Below are 16,243 nucleotides of genomic sequence, written 5' to 3'. Positions count from 1 at the left end.
TGCAATAGGGATGGCTACAGCGCGGGAAGTCAGGGGAGCAGATGGGGAGCACCGCACAAGGAACCCAGACCGATGCTGGACACCTCCACTTCCAACCTGCTCGGCAACAGCGCCGTGAAAGGTGGGCCGCCCCCGGGCCTCAGCCCGGGGCTCACCTTCGCCATGGCTGCGGCGGCGGGCGTGGCCGTCGCGAACATCTACTACAATCAGCCGATGCTCGGCATCATCGGGCAGGATTTTGCCGCTTCCGACGCCACGGCCCTGATCCCGACTGCGACGCAGCTTGGCTACGCCGCCAGCCTGTTCCTGCTGTTGCCGCTGGGCGACCTTCTCGACCAGAAGAGGCTGATCGTCGCGCAGTTCGTCGTGCTGGCGCTAGCTCTGGCTCTGGCGGCGCTGGCGCCGAGCGCGCCGGTCCTCGTCCTTGCCTCCCTGGTCGTCGGCATGGCCGCGACCGTCGCCCAGCAGATCGTTCCCCTAGCCGCGCATCTCGCACCGCCGGCCCGGCGCGGCGCAACCGTGGGGATCGTCACCGGCGGCGTGCTGGCAGGCATCCTGCTCAGCCGGACCCTGGGCGGCTTCGTCTCCGCCCATGGCGGCTGGCGCGCCATGTTCTGGCTGGCTGTGCCCATGGCCCTCGGCGCCGCGGCCCTGATGGCCGCCATCCTGCCCAGCCGGCCCGCCGCGGCCTCCATCAGCTACGGCGCCGCCCTGCGCTCGCTGCTGGACCTCTGGCGCGGGCAGACCGCGCTGCGCCGGGCGACGTTGATGCAGGCCGCGCTCTTCGCCTCCTTCTCCGCCTTCTGGACCGTGCTCGCGCTCCGGCTGGAGCAGCCCCCCTTCGGGCTGGGCGCGGAGGTGGCGGGGCTGTTCGGCGCGGTCGGCGCCGTGGGGATCGCCGCGGCACCGCTGGCGGGCCGCCTGGCCGACAGGCGCGGGCCGCGGCTGGTGATCGGGCTCGGCGCGCTTCTCACCCTTGCGGCCTGGGCCGTGTTCGGCGCCTGGCCGGCGATCGGCGGGCTTGTCCTGGGCGTGATCATCCTCGACTTCGGGGTGCAGAGCGCGCTCGTCTCCAACCAGCACGTCATCTACGCCCTGCGGCCCGAGGCCCGGAGCCGGATCAACACCGTCTTCATGACCGGCATGTTCCTCGGCGGCGCGGCCGGCTCGGCCGGAGCCATGGCGGCCTGGGAACAGGGCGGCTGGGCCGCGGTCTGCGAACTCGGCGCCGCCCTCGGCGCCATTGCCCTCCTGCTGGAGATCACGGCCCGCCGTGCCCAAGGGGGCGTGCGATGAGAAGGCTGCGGGTCGCGGTGGCCGGGGGCTCCCTCGGGGGCCTCCTCGCCGCCATCCTGCTGCGGCAGGACGGGCATGAGGTGCGCGTCTTCGAGCGCTCCGCCCACGGCCTGGAAGGGCGCGGCGCCGGGCTGGTGCCCCAGCGCGAGGTCTTCGACGTGCTGCGGCGGATTGGTGCCGAGGACGCAGTAAGGGTGGGCGTGGTGGCGCGCGACCGCATTACGCTGGACCGCGCCGGCGGCATCGCGCACCGGCAGGCCACGCCGCAGATGCAGGTGTCCTGGGACTATCTGTACCACGCCGTCCGGACACGGCTGGAAGACGGGGATTACCGCCTGGGCCGCACGGTGCAGGGCGCGGCCCAGAGCGGGGCCGAGGCGGTGCTGCACTTCACGGATGGAAGCAGCGAGAGCGCCGACCTCGTGCTCGGCGCGGATGGCCTGGGCTCGGTGGTGAGGGAGGCCGTAACGGGCCTGCCCTCCCCCAACCGCTACGCCGGCTACGTCGCCTGGCGCGGGCTTGTGCCGGAGGCCGGACTGCCGGCCGAGGCGGCGGAGACGCTGCTGGACCGCTTCGCCTTCTATATGGCGCCGCGCTCGCAGATCCTCGGTTACTCCGTCACGGGTCCGGGGGGCGAGATGAAGCCCGGGCTTCGGCGCTACAACTGGGTCTGGTACCGCCCTGTCGCATCGGGCGTCCTCGCCGGCGTGCTGACCGATGCCTCGGGCCTCGCGCACCCCTACTCGCTCTCACCAGGGCAGCTGCCCGCCTCGCGCACCGCGGCGCTGCGCGAAGACGGGCTCGCGCTCCTCCCGCCCGCCTTTGCAGCGGCTGTCGCCTCGGAGCCTAGCCCCTTCATCCAGGCGATCTTCGACTACGAGGCGCCGCGCATGGCCTCGGGCCGCCTGGCGCTGCTGGGCGACGCCGCCTTCGTGGTGCGGCCGCACACCGCGATGGGCGTGGCCAAGGCGGCGGGCGACGCCATGGCACTGTGCGCGCATCTCGGCCGCCTTCCGCCAGAGGACGCCCTGCGCGCCTATGAGCGGGAGCGGATGCCGGTCGGCACGGCCATCGCTGCCTATGGCCGCCGCCTGGGTGCAGGTCTGGGGTAGCACGGCCTGCGGAGGGCAGCGCGTTCCGTTGCGGGGTTCCTTCCGAAGACGCCCAACCCTCGGCGGAACAGCGCGCCGGCCTTCGCGCGTCCGCTTCACGGGATGTGAAGGGCGCGGCTCCGCACGCATGGGCGGCACTGGTCCCGCTGGCGCGCCCTCGAACAGCGGTGCCTCCCTCGCCGTGCCAGGACTCACCCATGCGCCCCCCTCACATGCCGCCGAGATATCGGTGGATCGACTGCACGACCACCGACCCCTCTCCCACCGCCGAGGCCACGCGCTTCGTGGAACTCGAACGGACGTCGCCGACCGCGTAGATGCCGGGCCGGCTGCTCGCGAAGGTATCGGCGAGGGGCGCGCCATCGGCATCCCGTCCGGTCACGACGAAGCCCTTGCCGTCGAGCGACAGGCAGGATCCCAGCCAGGCGGTGTTCGGCTCCGCCCCGATCATGGCGAACACGTTCCGCACGGGCCGCGTCACGCTCCGCCCCGTCGGCCCATCGAACCACGTCACCTCCTCGAGCGTGCCGGCGCCGCCAAGCCCCGTGATTGTGGATCGCGGCCGCAGCGAGATCGTCTCGGTCGAGGCAATCCGCTGCACGAGATAGTCCGACATCGTGGCGGCCAGCCCCTCCGCGCGGACGAGCATGTGAACGCGCCTGGCGATGCGAGACAGGAACATCGCCGCCTGTCCCGCCGAATTTCCCCCACCGACGACGATGACCTCCTCTCCCGGGCAGAGCCGGCCCTCGATCGCCGTCGCGGCGTAGTGGATGCCCTGGCCCTCGAAGCGCTCGTAGTCCGGCACGTTCAGCTTGCGGTAGCGGGCCCCGCTTGCGACCACAACGGCGCGTGCCGTGACCGAGCGGCCATCCTCGAGAGCGAGGCGGTACGGGTGTGCGCTGCAATCCAGGCCCTTCACCATCCGCGAGATTGCCAAGCGGGCCCCGAACTTCTGGGCCTGGATCTGCGCCCGCCCGGCCAAGGCCTGACCCGTGATCCCCGTGGGAAAGCCAAGATAGTTCTCGATCCGCGAGCTCGTGCCAGCCTGCCCGCCGGGTGCCAGCCCCTCGATGACGATGGTCCGCAGTCCCTCCGAGGCCGCATAGACGGCGGAGGCCAGTCCCGCCGGTCCTGCGCCGACCACGGCGACGTCGAAGACCTCCTCCGGCGCGATCTCCTCCGTCAGGCCGAGCGTGTCCGCGAGGGCCGCGGTGCCGGGATCATACAGAACCTTGTGTCCGGGCAGGATTACCACCGGCAACTGCTCGGCCCGAAGACCGAACGCCGAGACGAAGACCTGCGCCTGCGGGTCGCGGTCGATATCGACCACCTCGTGCGGGTATCCGTTGCGGCCGAGGAAGCGCTGCAGCCCGAGGAAGCTGGCCGTCCGGCTCGCCCCGAGCAGGATGACCCCGCCGAGTCCGTGCTGGATGAAGCCCATGCGCCGCAGGATGAAGGCGCGCATCGCCAGCTCGGCGATGTCGGCCTCCGCCTGCAGCATCCGGTGGAAGTGGGGGCGATCAATCCTGAGCAGGCGCGAACCGGGCTGGGCGCGCGCCGAGACGAGCGTCTCGCGCCCGTTCAGCAGATCCAGTTCGCCGGTGAACCCGTGCTGGCCATGCACGGTAAGAACCGTATCCGGCTTTCCATCCTCGGTGGAGAGCGCCAGGACCTCGATGGCGCCCTCCAGCACGATGAAGAAGTCGACGATGCGGTTGCCCCGGCTGTAGAGCACGCCGCCTTCGGGACGATCCACGATCCGGCCATAGCCGGTGGCCCGGCGCACCATGTCGTCGGTCAAGCGCGGGAATATCTGCTCCGTCCGCCTGTAGGGATCGGCAGGATCGGGGAAGGCGGCAGCAGCATTCGGAAGCGTCGTCATGACGGGCCTCATCTCCATGAACGAGCCGTGCGGCCCTTTCGGCCCCGCTAATAGTAGCGGGGGATCGGGCCCAACTGCGGTGTCGGCTCGCCGCCGAGGTCCACCTCTACGTCGTCGATGTAGCACCAGCCCCAGCCCTCCGGCGGGTCATACCCCTCGATGATAGGATGCCCGGTGGCCTGGAAGTGGTGCCGGGCGTGGCGATGCGGCGAGCTGTCGCAGCAGCCGACATGCCCGCAACTCCGGCACAGGCGGAGGTGCAGCCATCGGGAGCCGATGGCCAGGCACTCGGCGCAGCCCCGCGTACCCGGCGTCACCTGGGTGATGGAGGAATGGTGGCGGCATTCGTCAGGCATCGTCGGTCGCTCCGGAAATCCTGCCAAGGGTGGCGTGGGGGCGGGTGGCGGCTCCCGCCCAGGGCGCACCGGTCTCAGATCGCGCCCATGGCCTGCTTCACCCGTGCCGGGCTGAGCGGCATGTCGCGCATCCGCTTCCCCGTCGCGTCCGCGAGGGCGTTCGCCAAGGCCGCCGAGGTCGGCCCCTGCCCTGCCTCCGCAGCCCCGAGAAAGGGCTGGTTCGGCTGGTCCAGGAGATGGACCTCCACCAGGTCGGGCACGTCGCGGAAGCGCAGGATGGGATAGCTGCTCCAATCGAAGCCCAGTCGCTGTCCCGCGTCGAAGGCCATGGCCTCCTGGGTGGCCCAGCTGAGCGACTGGACGATGGCGCCCTCGATCTGGTTGCGGACGCCGTCCGGGCTGACGACCTGCCCGCAATCGACCGCGGCGACGGCGCGGCGGACGGCGATGCGGCCCGTCTCGCGCTCCGCCTCGATCTCCAGGAACACGGCGCAGTAGGCGCCGAGGTTCTTGTAGCGGGCGAACCCCATGCCGCATCCGCGCCGGCCATCCCCCCGCGGGCGGCTACTCCAGGCGAAGCGCTCGGCGCCATGCGCCATGACGGCCCGTGCGCGCGGGTCCTCCATATGGGCGAGCCGCAGCGCAAGCGGGTCGATCCGCGCGGCGGCGGCCAGCTCGTCGAACATGCTCTCGATCGAGAAGACGTTCAGGTGCGCGCCGAGCGACCGCAGGGCGGAGACGCGGAGAGGCATCTCCGGCAGGAAGTGGTAGACGACGTGCATGTCCTGCAGGGCGTAGAGCGGGTTGGAGTTGCGGCTTCCGTCCCCCTCCGGCATCGGGATGGGCTTCGGCTCCGGCGGTGGGAAGGGAGAGGCCACCTCGCCGCCGACCAGGACGCCGCCGGCATCAACCGGCCGGTTGTTGTGCGGATTGCTCCAGACCTCGTGCCGCCAGGAGATGATGCGGTTCCTCTCGTCCAGCGCGGCCTCGAGCTCCGTCACCATGGCCGGCCCCAGCGGCTCCCAGCCGAACTCCTGCTCCCGCATCCATTGCAGGCGGATCGGGCGGCCGGGTACGGCGACGGCGATGCGCGCCGCCTCCGCCGCCACATCGTCGGCCCCGTTCTGGCCGTAGCAGCCGGAGCCCTCGACATGGATGGCGTGCACGCGGTTCTCCGGCAGCCGCAGCAGGTCCGCCGCTACGCGCCGGACGTCGAAGGTGCCCTGGCTGTGCGTCCAGATCGTGAGCCGCCCGTCCTGGAACAGCGCGATCGCGCAGGAGGGTCCGATCGAACCGTGGCTGATCCAGGGCCGCGTGAACCTCGCGCGCACGCGATGCCGCGCCGTGCCGCCAGGCCCGGCCTGCTCCAGGATCGTGATCTCGCGGGCCGGAAGTGCCTTCAGCGTGGCGGCGGGATCCATGCCCGGCAGGGGCGGGCCGCTGCGCTCTTGTGGCGTATCCTGCAACCGGCGCAGGGCGGTGATGGCCGTCCACTCCCGTTCCGCCACGATCGCGGCGAAGGCGCCGTCCCGGACCGTAGCGACGATGCCGGGCGTCGCGGCCACCTCCGCCCAGGCCGGGTCGCGCAGCCGCGTGCCTACGCTGGGGCCGCGGACCACGCGCGCGTGCAGCATCCCCGGCAGGCGCATGTCCTGCAGGAAGGCCTGGGCGCCCGTCAGCTTGCCCGGAATGTCCAGGCGCGGCAGATGGTGGTTCATCGTCCGGAACTCCGCGGGGGAGCGGAGCGGGGCGTCGGGCACGGCCTCCACGTGCAGCGACAGGTCGGCGGCCAGCTCGGCATAGGGGCGGGTGCGCCCATCCGCCGCCCGGACATGGCCGGTGCCGGTGGTGGCGAGGGTGGCGGGCGCGACTTTCCAGCCCTCGGCGGCGGCCCGCGTCAGCAGCAGGCGGACATTGGCGGCAGCGTTGCGGAGCGCCATGCCGCTGTCCTGCATGGAATGGCTGCCCGCCGTCAGCCCCTCGTCCGGCGTCCGCTCCGTGTCCGCGGTGACAAGGGTGATGGTGGAGGGCGGCACGTCCAGCTCCTCCGCCGCGACCTGCAACAGCGCCGTCCGGATGCCCTGGCCGAGTTCCGCCTTGCCGGTGAACACGGTGATTGCGCCATCGGCGGCGATGCGGATCCAGGCATCGAGCCATGGCGTGGAGCGCAAGCTGCCCGGAAGGTGCGGCGCGGTGACGGGCGGCCCCGCGCCGCCCTCGCCGCCGCCCGCCAGCTGCGCGCGCGCCCGGTTGGAGAACGAGAAGCCGACGATCAGGGCGCCGGCCGCCAGCAGGCCGCGGCGCGGGACGGCGCGGTTCATGGTGCCGTCCCCCGCGAGACAGTGCTGCGCATCGCCGTCGCGGCCCGGCGTACCGCGCGCAGGATCCGCATGTGGGTGCCGCAGCGGCAGAGGTTGGCCTGCATGTGCGCGCGGATGGCGGCCTCGTCCGGGTCCGGGACACGGTCCAGCAGCGCCTGCGCGCGCATGATCATGCCGGCGATGCAGTAGCCGCACTGCGCCGCCTGCTCCTCCTCGAAGGCGCGTTGCAGGATGGAGGGGGAGGCAGCCGTGCCGAGCCCCTCGACCGTGCGGACCTGTCGTCCCTCCAGAGCGCCGACGGGCAGCAGGCAGGAGAAGACGGGTCTTCCGTCCAGCTGCACGGTACAGGCGCCGCACTGGCCTAGGCCGCAGCCGTACTTGGCGCCGTTCAACCCCACCTCGTCCCGCAGCACGTAGAGAAGCGGCGTGTCGGGCGGGGACTCGACCCGCCTCTCGGCCCCGTTGATCGTCAGGCGCACGGTCATGGCCGGGTGTTCTCCTTCCGGATGCGCGTCACGCTCTCCTGTAGGTCCCTCCAGGGCGGCTCCGCCGTGAAGCGGGCGCGGGCATAGGCGAGGATCTCGGCAAGCTGCCGGTCGCCCAACGCGTCCGAGAAGGGCGGCATGAACGGGCGGTCCGGGCCGACCGGCGCGGGGATGCCCTGCAGCACGGCCTGGATCGCGTTGCGCGGATCGGCCGCCAGGATCGGCGTCGCGGTGCCGAGGCCCGGGCGGTTCCGCGCCAGCATGGGCGCGCCGCCGCCATGGCAGGCGGCGCAGGCCCCGGCGAAGAGCCCGGCGCCCTCGGGATGGGCGCGCGCCGCCTCCTCGGCCCGCTCCTGCACCGGCACCGGCGCGGCGTTCCCGGTGCGGGAGGCGATGTAGGTCGCGATAGCCCGAAGGTCCTCCGCCGGAACCTGCGACAGCCCTTCGGTCACCGGCCCCATCGGCCCGGCGGCCACGCCCCGCGAGGAGTGAAGGCCGGTGCCGAGATAGGTGACGAGCGCGTCGATGCTCCAGCCACCGGCCGAGCCGTCCAGCGGCGGCGCGTTCCACCCCTCGGCCACCCCGCCGGCGAGGCTGCGGCGCCCCTGCTCGCCACCCGCCAAGTTGCGGGGCGTGTGGCAGCCGCCGCAATGGCCCAGGCCCTCCACAAGGTAGGCGCCGCGGTTCCAGGCCTCGCCGCGCTCGGGCACCGGCTCGACCGGCCCGCGGTGCAAGAAGAGCAGCTTCCACCCGGCGAGGAGCGGACGGAAGCCGAGGGGCGGGATCAGGGCGTTGGGCGGCGCAGGGGAGTCCACGGCGCGACGCGTCATCAGGAAGGCGTAGATGGCGTCCAGGTCGTCGTCCCGCACATGCGTGAAGTGCTCGTAGGGCAGCGCGGGATAGAGGTGCTCGCCGTCGCGCCGCACCCCGTCCTTCATGGCGCGGCGGAAGGCGGCGGGGGACCAGTTGCCGAGGCCGGTCGCCTCGTCCGGAGTGATGTTGGTGGCGTAGAGCGTGCCGAAGGGGGTCCCGAGCGCCCGCCCGCCGGCATAGGGCGCACCACTCGGCGCCGTGTGGCAGACCGCGCAGTCGCCGATCGTCGCGAGCGTCGCGCCACGGGCGACGATGGCGGGATCGAAGCCGGCCGGATCCGGCCGCGGGACGCGTCCGATCGCCGGCTCCCAGGCTAGCGCGAGAGCGACGCCCGCCGCCAGCACGGATCCTGCCAGGCCAGCGATCAGGAGGTGTCTCCAGACGGGCTTCATGCTGCTGTCGGCTCTCGGGTGACAAGGCCCGTGATGATCCCCGCGGCAGGCCCCGCGTTCTTGCCGCTAACCCGCGCGGCTTGAATGATCATGATGTCCATTCCCTTCAGGGTTCGCGAAGCAGGGCGATGAGGCCGAGCATGGCGACCACGGCGATCAGCGCGGCCCCGAAGCCGTCGATGACCGAGAGGACGTTGGCCTGCGCCTGGACGGCCCCGGCCAGGATCGAGAGTGCCCGGCCGGAGGCATCCCCTTCGCCGCTGGCCGGCGAGCCGGCTAGCGCGGCGATGCGCGTCAGCCGCTCCGCAATATCCGCGGCGCCCGATTGCAGGTGCAGGCCGAGGAGGTAGGAGTCCACCTGCTCGGATAGGCGGAGATAGGTCTGCATCGTCGCGCTGCCCAACTCACCGCCCAGGAGGCGGGCCGTCTGCAGCACCGCCCCGAAGGTCAGCGCATCCGCCGGGCGAAGATGGCGAACGAAGAAGAGAATCATCGCGACGAGAGTGGAGGTCTGGCCCACCGCCTGGAAAATCTGCGACGGCAGGAACTCGCCCGTCTGCCATTCCGGGGTGATTCGCATGGCCATGATGCAGGCCACGCCCATGGTCGCGGCGCCCATCGCCAGCACGATCCGCGGCTCCACCCGGGTCAGCACCAGCGCCACCAGCGGCGCCAGGACGAACTGCGGCGCGGCGATCCAAATCAGCACGGACCCGACCTCGAGGCTACGGAAATTCTGCACCGTGGTGAGGTACTGCGGGATCAGGTAGGCGGTGGCGAGGAGCACGAAGCGGTAGAGCACGAGGATGGCCAGCAGCGGCAGGATGTTGCGGCGGAGCAGGAAGCTGAGGTTCACCCACGGCTCCGCCGTGCCAAGTTCCCGCGCCACGAAGGCGACGAGCAGCAGGGCCCCGCCGAGAAGCAGCGCGCAGATGAGGCCGGAGTGCAGCCAGTCCAGGCGGTTGCCCTGTTCCAGCGCCGCGTAGATTAAGGAGAAGGCGGCGCCGGCGTGCAGCATGCCCCAGCCATCGGCGCGGTCCCGCAGCGCCCGGTTGACGGGCTGCCGCGGCATGCCGAGGAGGACGCAGGCCGCCATGGGCACCGCCAGCACCGCCCCCTGCCAGAAGATCCAGGGCCAGCCTAGGTGATCGAGGTAGAACCCCTCCAGGGAGGCGGGGATGTTGAGGGAGAGTTCCAGGTTCAGCCCGAAGGCGGCGATGCCGTAGGGCCACCAGGAGGGCCTGAGGTTTTGCAGGACGAAGCCGATGGTGAGCGGGATGAATGTTCCGGAGACGAGGCCGGCCACCACCTGGCCCAGCAGCAGCGCCGGCAGATCCGGTGAGAAGGGGATGAGCACCGAGGCCAGGCCGAACACGCTGACGGACGCCAGCAGGACGCGCCGGGGGCCATAGACCGCGCCGAGCCAGGTGGCCGGCGGGCCGATGAACATCTGCGCCACCGTGGCGGCCGTAGGGATCCAGGCGCCCTCGTCGAATCCCGCGCCCACGGCGCCGCGCAGGTCGGCCAGGCCGAAGCTCGTAATCCGGCCGTAAAGGGTGGAGATCAGCGCCCCCAGCAGCACCGCGAGGATGCCCACCAGCGGGCGGCCGGACGGCACCATCGCCGCAGGGGCCGGCGTGCCGGAGAGGGAGCCGGCGGCGATCACGGCGCGGGAGCATCCGTGTGGATGGTGACCTCGACCGACATGCCGGCGCGGAGCCGCCCCCCGATCCCGGCATCGCCGTCGAGCATGATCTTCACGGGGATCCGCTGCACCACCTTGGTGAAGTTTCCCGTGGAGTTGTCGGCCGGGAGCAGCGCGAACTGCGCGCCGGTGCCGGGGGACCAGTCCGCGACGTGCCCGCGCAGGAGCAGGCCGGGGAAGCTGTCCACCCGGATCTCCGCCGGCTGCCCGCTGCGGAGCCGCGTGACCTGGGTCTCCCGCAGGTTGGCGATGACGTAGAGGCCGCTCGTCGGCACGACCGAGATGACCTGGGTTCCCACGCCGACATACTGTCCGGGATAGACGCGCCGCCGGCCGACGGTGCCATCCACCGGCGCAGTGACCGTCGCGTAGCCGAGGTTGATGCGCGCCAGGTCCCGCGCGGCCTCGGCCGCGTGGAGGTTGGCCCGGAGCTGCGCCTCCTGGCTGCGCTGCACCTCCAGCTGCCGGCGCGCCGCCTGCAGCCCGGCCTGTGCCTGCGCCAGCTGCGCATCGGAGAGATCCCGCGCGGCATTGGCCTGCTCGACGTGCTGCTCGGTGCCGACGATGCCACTGCGGAGCAGTGCCCGCTGGCGGGCCGCCTCCAGCCGGTCCCGCCCGTTCGTGGCCGTCGCGCCCGCCACGGCGGCCTCGGCCGCGCTGATGTTGGCCTGCTGTAGCATCTCCTGGGCCTGCAGGTTCGCGATGCTGGCGGTCGCCGCGGCCACGCCGGCCTCGGCCTGGGCCAACTGCGCCGCATAGACACGCCCGTCCAACTCCAGCAGGACGTCGCCGGCGCGCACGGTCTGAAAGTCGTCCACGGCGACGCGGCTAATCGGCGCGGCGACGAGGGCGGAGAGCGGTGTCACGTCGCTCTGCAGGTACGCGTCGTTGGTCCACTGCCGGATGCGGCCGCTGACCCAGCTGTCCCACCGCGCGACCACCGCGACCACCAGCGCGGCCGCCAGGACCAGGGCCAGCAGGTTCGGCAGGATGCCCGCGAACCAGGACCTGCTCGCAGTGACCGCGGGCGCCTGAGAGGGCGGCGCAGGGGGCTCGCTCATGCTCGCTCGTCCATTATCCATCCTGTGCGGCCCGATGCCCGCTGGCCTGCCATCGCCGGGATCGGCTCGGACCTTCGCCCAAGCCCTGCCCCGCCCGAGGCCTCCCGCGTCCGCGGATCAGGATCACGGGGATCAGGCCGGCCTGATCATGTCCCGGGCATATGCCAGACCGATGCCGTAACCGCCGCCGTGATCCACGACGATCGATCGTGCCGCCTCGTAAGTCTCCCGGCGCGTCCAGTCGCGCTGCAGCTCCAGGAGGAGCTGCAGCCAGGACGTCATGGCCGCGCCGGCACTCTCCATCCGGCGTAGCGCCAAGTCGTGGCTCTCCGGCGTCAGGCCGCCGCAGCAATCTGCAACCACCGAGACGCCGTATCCGTCGGCTAGGGCGCTGAGGACCGGGAAGGAAACGCAGGCCTCTGTCAGGAGGCCGGCGACGAGCAGCCTGCGCCTGCCGGTGGACGCGACCGCGGCGCGAACCGCCTCGTCCTCCCAGGAATTCATGCTTCTCCGCTCGATCGGCACGACGCCGTTCAACACTTCCCGCAGGGCCGGCATCATCGGGCCGCTAAAGACTTTTGATGCCGAGGTCGATGCGACCACCGGGAGGCCGAAAGCAACGGCGGTCCGGGCCAGCGCGATGCCGTTGCTCCGCAGCAGCTGGCGGTCTGCCGAGCCGACCCCGAACGCGAGACCTGCCTGCTCATCCACCAGCAGGAGAGTGCAGTCACCGGGCTGCAAGAGGATGTCGGCCATCGTCGGTCCAATGGGGATAGGGTTGGGGATCCCGTCTCGCGGGCCGCGCCAAGCTCGGCGTCGCGGTGAGGCTAGTGCGGCCGGCAACTCAGGCCTTGCAGGAAACGGACGTATTTCGTCTCCTCCAGACCTGGCATCTTGGAGGAGCGGGCGTCAGCCCATTAACACGGGCCGGAGGCCTGGCCTGAAGCCCCGGCGCGGCGGAAGCGGACCTCCGCCAGGCCGGACCGCCCCGAGAGCAGGATGGGGCGGGCATCACGCCCCATCGTCCCGCGCGCCGCTCAGGGCCATCGGTGCATTGGCGCTGTCCAGGAACTCCACCGTGGTGAAGACCAGCTCGGTGTCCCCGATATTCTCGAGGTCATGCACCTTGGCGTCGCCGCGCCCATAGACGGAGTGCTGGGTCTGCCCGGCCGTATAGACCGCCTCGACCTGCGTTCCGTCACCCTGGCGCGACAGGGCACGGCCAGGCGTCACGGCCGTCCAGAAGTAGTCCAGCACGTGGCGATGGAAGCCGATCCGCTCGCCTGGGGCGAGGCGGATTTCCCAGACCCGGACGCGACCAGTCTCGGAGAGCAGGCGCGTGCCCACCCGGGGATTCATGGCGCCCGTCTCCAGCTCCATCCGGATGGCCTCAGGCCAGCCATCGAAGGCGGGGGCAGGAGCATGCACGGTGTCGGTCATGGCGGATCTCATTGTCCAGGGCTGTTTCAGTGCAGGGCGGGGGGAGCGGCGCCGAAGCCGGTCTGGGCGCGAAGGTGCTGTGCCGCGAAGGCGGAGCGCGCCGCCGATGCCGCCGCGCTCCGGTCCAGTGCGGACACCGCCCAGGAGAGCAGGAAGGCGAGCGGCACGGAGAACAGGGCCGGGTTGTCGTAGGGAAAGGGTGCCGCGCCGAGGCCGAGCACCGCCGTCCAGATCCCGGGCCCCATCGTGGCCAGCCCCACGGCCGAAACCAGCCCTGCGGCCGAACCGACGACCGCCCCACGTGTGGTCAGCCCCGGCCAGGCGATCGACAGGAGCAGCACCGGGAAGTTGGCACTGGCGGCGATGGCAAAGACCAGCCCTACCATGAAGGCGATGTTCTGGTTCTCGAAGAGCAGGCCCAGACCCATGGCGAACAGGCTGAGCACTACCGCCGCGCCCTTAGAGACGCGCACCTCCTCGGCTTCCGTGGCGCGACCGCGGCGCAGCACGCGGGCATAGAGGTCGTGGCTGGCGGCCGAGGCGCCGGCGATGGTCAGGCCGGAGACGACCGCGAGGATGGTCGCGAAAGCGACGGCGGAGACGAAGCCCAGCAATGGCGGGCCGCCCAGGATCTCCGCCAGGTGCAGGGCCACCATGTTGGCGCCGCCGCGAAGCCCACCCGCCGGGTCCTGGAAGGCAGGATCGGTGGAGACGAGGGCGATGGCTCCGAAGCCGAGGATGAAGAGCAGCGTGTAGAAGACCGAGATGAAGCCGGTCGCGACGAGGATGGAGTTCCTTGCCGCCCGTGCATCCGCCACGGTGAAGAAGCGCATCAGGATGTGCGGCAGCCCCGCCGTACCGAAGATCAACGCCATGCCGAGCGACACGGCCGAGAGCGGATCCCGCACCAGCCCGCCGGGCGCCATGATGGCGCTGCCCTTGGCGTGAACCGCGGCCGCGGCGGAGAACAGGGCTTCTGGGCTCAATCCGAAGCGCGCGAGGATGAGCGCCGACATCGCTGCGGATCCCGAGAGCAGGAGCACGGCCTTGATGATCTGCACCCAGGTGGTGGCCAGCATGCCGCCGAAGGTGACGTAGACCATCATCAGCACCCCGACGATCCCGACCGCCGTGCCGTAGGGCATTCCGAAGAGCAGCTGGATGAGCTTCCCCGCGCCGACCATCTGCGCGATGAGGTAGAAGAGGACGATGACGAGCGTGTTGGAGGCCGCGAGAATGCGGACCGGTCCCTCGCGCAGCCGGTAGGCCAGCACGTCGGCGAAGGTGAACCGGCCGAGGTTGCGCAGCGGCTCCGCCACCAGGAACAGGATCATGGGAAAGCCGACGAGGAAGCCGATCGCGTAGATCATCCCGTCATAGCCCGACCCGTAGACGAGAGCGGTCACGCCGAGGAAGGTCGCGGCGGAAGTGTAGTCCCCCGCGATGGCCAGCCCGTTCTGCACGCCGCCGAGCCCGCCGCCCGCCGCGTAGAAGTCGGAGGCCGAGCGCGTGCCCCGCCGCGCCGCCCAGATCGTGACGCCGAGGCTGACGACGACGAAGGCGAGGAAGAGCGCCATGGCCAACGGGTTCACGGCCGATCGGGTCACGGCCCCCGCGACCTCCGGCCCGGCCGCCCAGGCGACCGCCGGAAGGGCTAGGACGGCGAGCGCCGCCCCGAGAGCGTGGCGGCTCATGCTCCCTCCTCCCGCAGGAGGCGACCGAGCGCGTCGAAGCGCGCATTGGCGAGGAGCACGTAGGCCGCGGTCAGCACGAAGCCCAGCGCGATCACGCCGACACCGGCCACCACGCCATAGCTGGTGGTCCAGCCGGCAGCGATGGGCGCGCCTAGCAGCCCCGGGCGAAACGCCACGCAGAGGATGAAAGCGAAGTAGGTAGCGGTCATGGTGCCGGCCAGGCCCCATCCCAGCATCGCGCGCTGCCTTGCCAACTGGCGGAAGGCGGGGTGCGCGCGCAGGCGTTCCAGTTCAGACATCTTCCTCTCCTTCGTGTTCGAGTGCCCGGTTGGCCGGGCTGTTGCTCAGGCGGCGAGCCCGGTGGCCACGGCCGTCTCGGTCATCACCGCTTCGGGGCTGCGGTGGCGCTCGGCCATGGCCCGCTCCTCGGGATCGAGGATCTGCGCCTGCATGTAGGCGCCGAGGTGTCGGGCCCGGCGGATCACCGCGCGGCCGCTTGCCAGGCGCTTGCGCTCGAACCCGTCCAGCGCGGCGCCGATATCCCGCGGATGCCCGGCCAGGGCGTCGGCCAGGGCCGCCGCATCGACGGCCGCCTTCGTGACGCCCATGCCGACATGCGGCCGCGCCACGAAGGCGGCATCCCCGAGAATGACACTGCGCGTTCCTAACCTCATGCGCGGCGCCTCCAGGTCCAGTATCGCCTGCAGGAACGGCATCGCAGTCCGCCGCACCACCTCAGCGAATTGCGGCGCAAGGAGGCGGTCCGCGTCGGCGCGCATGGCAGCGATCACCTGCGGGCGGATGCGGTTGGGCGGGATCGAGATCTCGTGGCGCGTCCCCGCGTCGTCGGTGAGGAGGTCACCGAGCATCTCTCCTGACGCGGCAGGCCGGTACCAGACGAAGTTGAAGCGCCGGTGCCCGGGCAGGACGGCCTCGTCGGCGCCGGCCACGGGATAGCCGAGCATCTGCTCGCCCGGCGGAAGGCTGAAAGCGAAGTGCCCGCAGAGGGCGCGCCGGGTGGCGTCGCTCAGGGCCGCCTCCTCCACCAGGCCGCGCCATGCGACGTAGCCGACATAGCTCGGCCGCACGCCGGGGGAGAGGAGGTTGCGGACGGTGGAGTGCAGCCCGTCCGCTCCCACCAGGAGGTCCCCCCGCGCGGTGGTGCCGTCCTCGAAACGCGCGGTGACGCCGTCCGACCCTTCCTCCACTGCAACGAGATTCGCGTCGGTGTGGTAACGCTCGGCTGGTAGGTGTGCGCGCAACACCGCGTAGAGGCGCCCCCAGGATGTCAGAACCTGCGGAAGCGCAATCTCGGCCTCGAGCCGGCCCGCACGGTCGAAGACGCGCCGCCCGGCCACCCCGACGCCGAGATCGTCCGGTCTGCACGAGACCCCGGCCCGGGCGAGCACGTCGAACAGCGGTGCGTGGGTGACGATCCCGGCGCCGCGCCCGGACAGCTCGCCGCCGACCCGCTCGAAAACATCGACCTGCCATCCCTGGCGCGAGAGCAAGAGGGCGGTAAAGAGCCCGGCCATGGATCCGCCGACGATCAGGGCCCGTCGAGGTAGGTGGGGCGAAGTAGCGCTAGGAGCAGCGCGGGACATCATGGCCTCCATAATTTAT

The 16,243-nt window shown here is 71.5% G+C and carries 14 protein-coding genes; 2 read left to right on the top strand and 12 right to left on the bottom strand.

Annotated features, from left to right (window positions below; translation table 11 throughout):
- Positions 1–72 precede the first annotated feature (72 nt).
- Both NRP21_RS23640 and NRP21_RS23635 read left to right on the top strand, forming a co-directional pair.
- On the top strand, positions 73–1,296 hold the full coding sequence (locus NRP21_RS23640) for an MFS transporter (RefSeq protein WP_257718702.1): 1,224 nt from the start codon (positions 73–75) through the stop codon (positions 1,294–1,296).
- Positions 1,293–2,408 carry an FAD binding domain-containing protein gene (locus NRP21_RS23635; protein ID WP_257718701.1) on the top strand — a complete coding sequence of 372 codons (1,116 nt, stop codon included), beginning with the start codon at positions 1,293–1,295 and terminating at the stop codon, positions 2,406–2,408. The genes NRP21_RS23640 and NRP21_RS23635 overlap by 4 nt, the downstream gene beginning before the upstream one ends.
- Before the next feature lie 208 nt (positions 2,409–2,616).
- On the opposite strand, the gene NRP21_RS23630 is transcribed toward NRP21_RS23635, so the two are convergent.
- The 12 genes from NRP21_RS23630 to NRP21_RS23575 form a co-directional block, all read right to left on the bottom strand.
- Positions 2,617–4,293: an FAD-dependent oxidoreductase gene (locus NRP21_RS23630; protein WP_257718700.1), complete on the bottom strand. Its 1,677-nt coding sequence runs from the start codon at positions 4,291–4,293 to the stop codon at positions 2,617–2,619.
- 47 nt (positions 4,294–4,340) lie between these two features.
- Positions 4,341–4,649: a UBP-type zinc finger domain-containing protein gene (locus tag NRP21_RS23625; RefSeq protein WP_257718699.1), complete on the bottom strand. Its 309-nt coding sequence runs from the start codon at positions 4,647–4,649 to the stop codon at positions 4,341–4,343.
- Positions 4,650–4,723: 74 nt separating this feature from the next.
- Complete coding sequence (locus tag NRP21_RS23620) at positions 4,724–6,970, bottom strand: xanthine dehydrogenase family protein molybdopterin-binding subunit (RefSeq protein WP_257718698.1); 2,247 nt, start codon at positions 6,968–6,970, stop codon at positions 4,724–4,726.
- Positions 6,967–7,455: a (2Fe-2S)-binding protein gene (locus tag NRP21_RS23615; RefSeq protein WP_257718697.1), complete on the bottom strand. Its 489-nt coding sequence runs from the start codon at positions 7,453–7,455 to the stop codon at positions 6,967–6,969. Before NRP21_RS23615 ends, NRP21_RS23620 begins: the two co-directional genes overlap by 4 nt.
- Positions 7,452–8,720 (bottom strand): c-type cytochrome, encoded by a 1,269-nt coding sequence (locus NRP21_RS23610; RefSeq protein ID WP_257718696.1) that lies wholly within the window; start codon positions 8,718–8,720, stop codon positions 7,452–7,454. Before NRP21_RS23610 ends, NRP21_RS23615 begins: the two co-directional genes overlap by 4 nt.
- Positions 8,721–8,826: 106 nt before the next feature.
- On the bottom strand, positions 8,827–10,386 hold the full coding sequence (locus NRP21_RS23605) for an MFS transporter (RefSeq protein ID WP_257718695.1): 1,560 nt from the start codon (positions 10,384–10,386) through the stop codon (positions 8,827–8,829).
- Entirely contained in the window at positions 10,383–11,486 is a 1,104-nt protein-coding gene (locus NRP21_RS23600) for an HlyD family secretion protein (protein WP_257718694.1), read from the bottom strand. The genes NRP21_RS23605 and NRP21_RS23600 overlap by 4 nt, the downstream gene beginning before the upstream one ends.
- 132 nt (positions 11,487–11,618) lie before the next feature.
- Positions 11,619–12,242, bottom strand: coding sequence for a hydrolase (locus NRP21_RS23595; RefSeq protein WP_257718693.1), 624 nt, complete (start codon positions 12,240–12,242; stop codon positions 11,619–11,621).
- Between the two features lie 255 nt (positions 12,243–12,497).
- Positions 12,498–12,926, bottom strand: a complete 429-nt coding sequence (locus NRP21_RS23590) for a cupin domain-containing protein (protein ID WP_257718692.1) — start codon at positions 12,924–12,926, stop codon at positions 12,498–12,500.
- 26 nt (positions 12,927–12,952) lie between these two features.
- Positions 12,953–14,620, bottom strand: a complete 1,668-nt coding sequence (actP, locus tag NRP21_RS23585; RefSeq protein WP_257718691.1) for a cation/acetate symporter ActP — start codon at positions 14,618–14,620, stop codon at positions 12,953–12,955.
- Positions 14,617–14,919 (bottom strand): DUF485 domain-containing protein, encoded by a 303-nt coding sequence (locus NRP21_RS23580; RefSeq protein WP_257718690.1) that lies wholly within the window; start codon positions 14,917–14,919, stop codon positions 14,617–14,619. Before NRP21_RS23580 ends, actP begins: the two co-directional genes overlap by 4 nt.
- A gap of 45 nt (positions 14,920–14,964) precedes the next feature.
- Positions 14,965–16,224 carry an FAD binding domain-containing protein gene (locus NRP21_RS23575; RefSeq protein ID WP_257718689.1) on the bottom strand — a complete coding sequence of 420 codons (1,260 nt, stop codon included), beginning with the start codon at positions 16,222–16,224 and terminating at the stop codon, positions 14,965–14,967.
- Positions 16,225–16,243 lie beyond the last annotated feature (19 nt).

It is taken from the genome of Roseomonas populi (assembly GCF_024594815.1).
Lineage (GTDB): Bacteria > Pseudomonadota > Alphaproteobacteria > Acetobacterales > Acetobacteraceae > Roseomonas > Roseomonas populi.
Note: the sequence above shows the minus strand (reverse complement) of the source record. Positions and strands in the feature narration are given on the sequence as shown.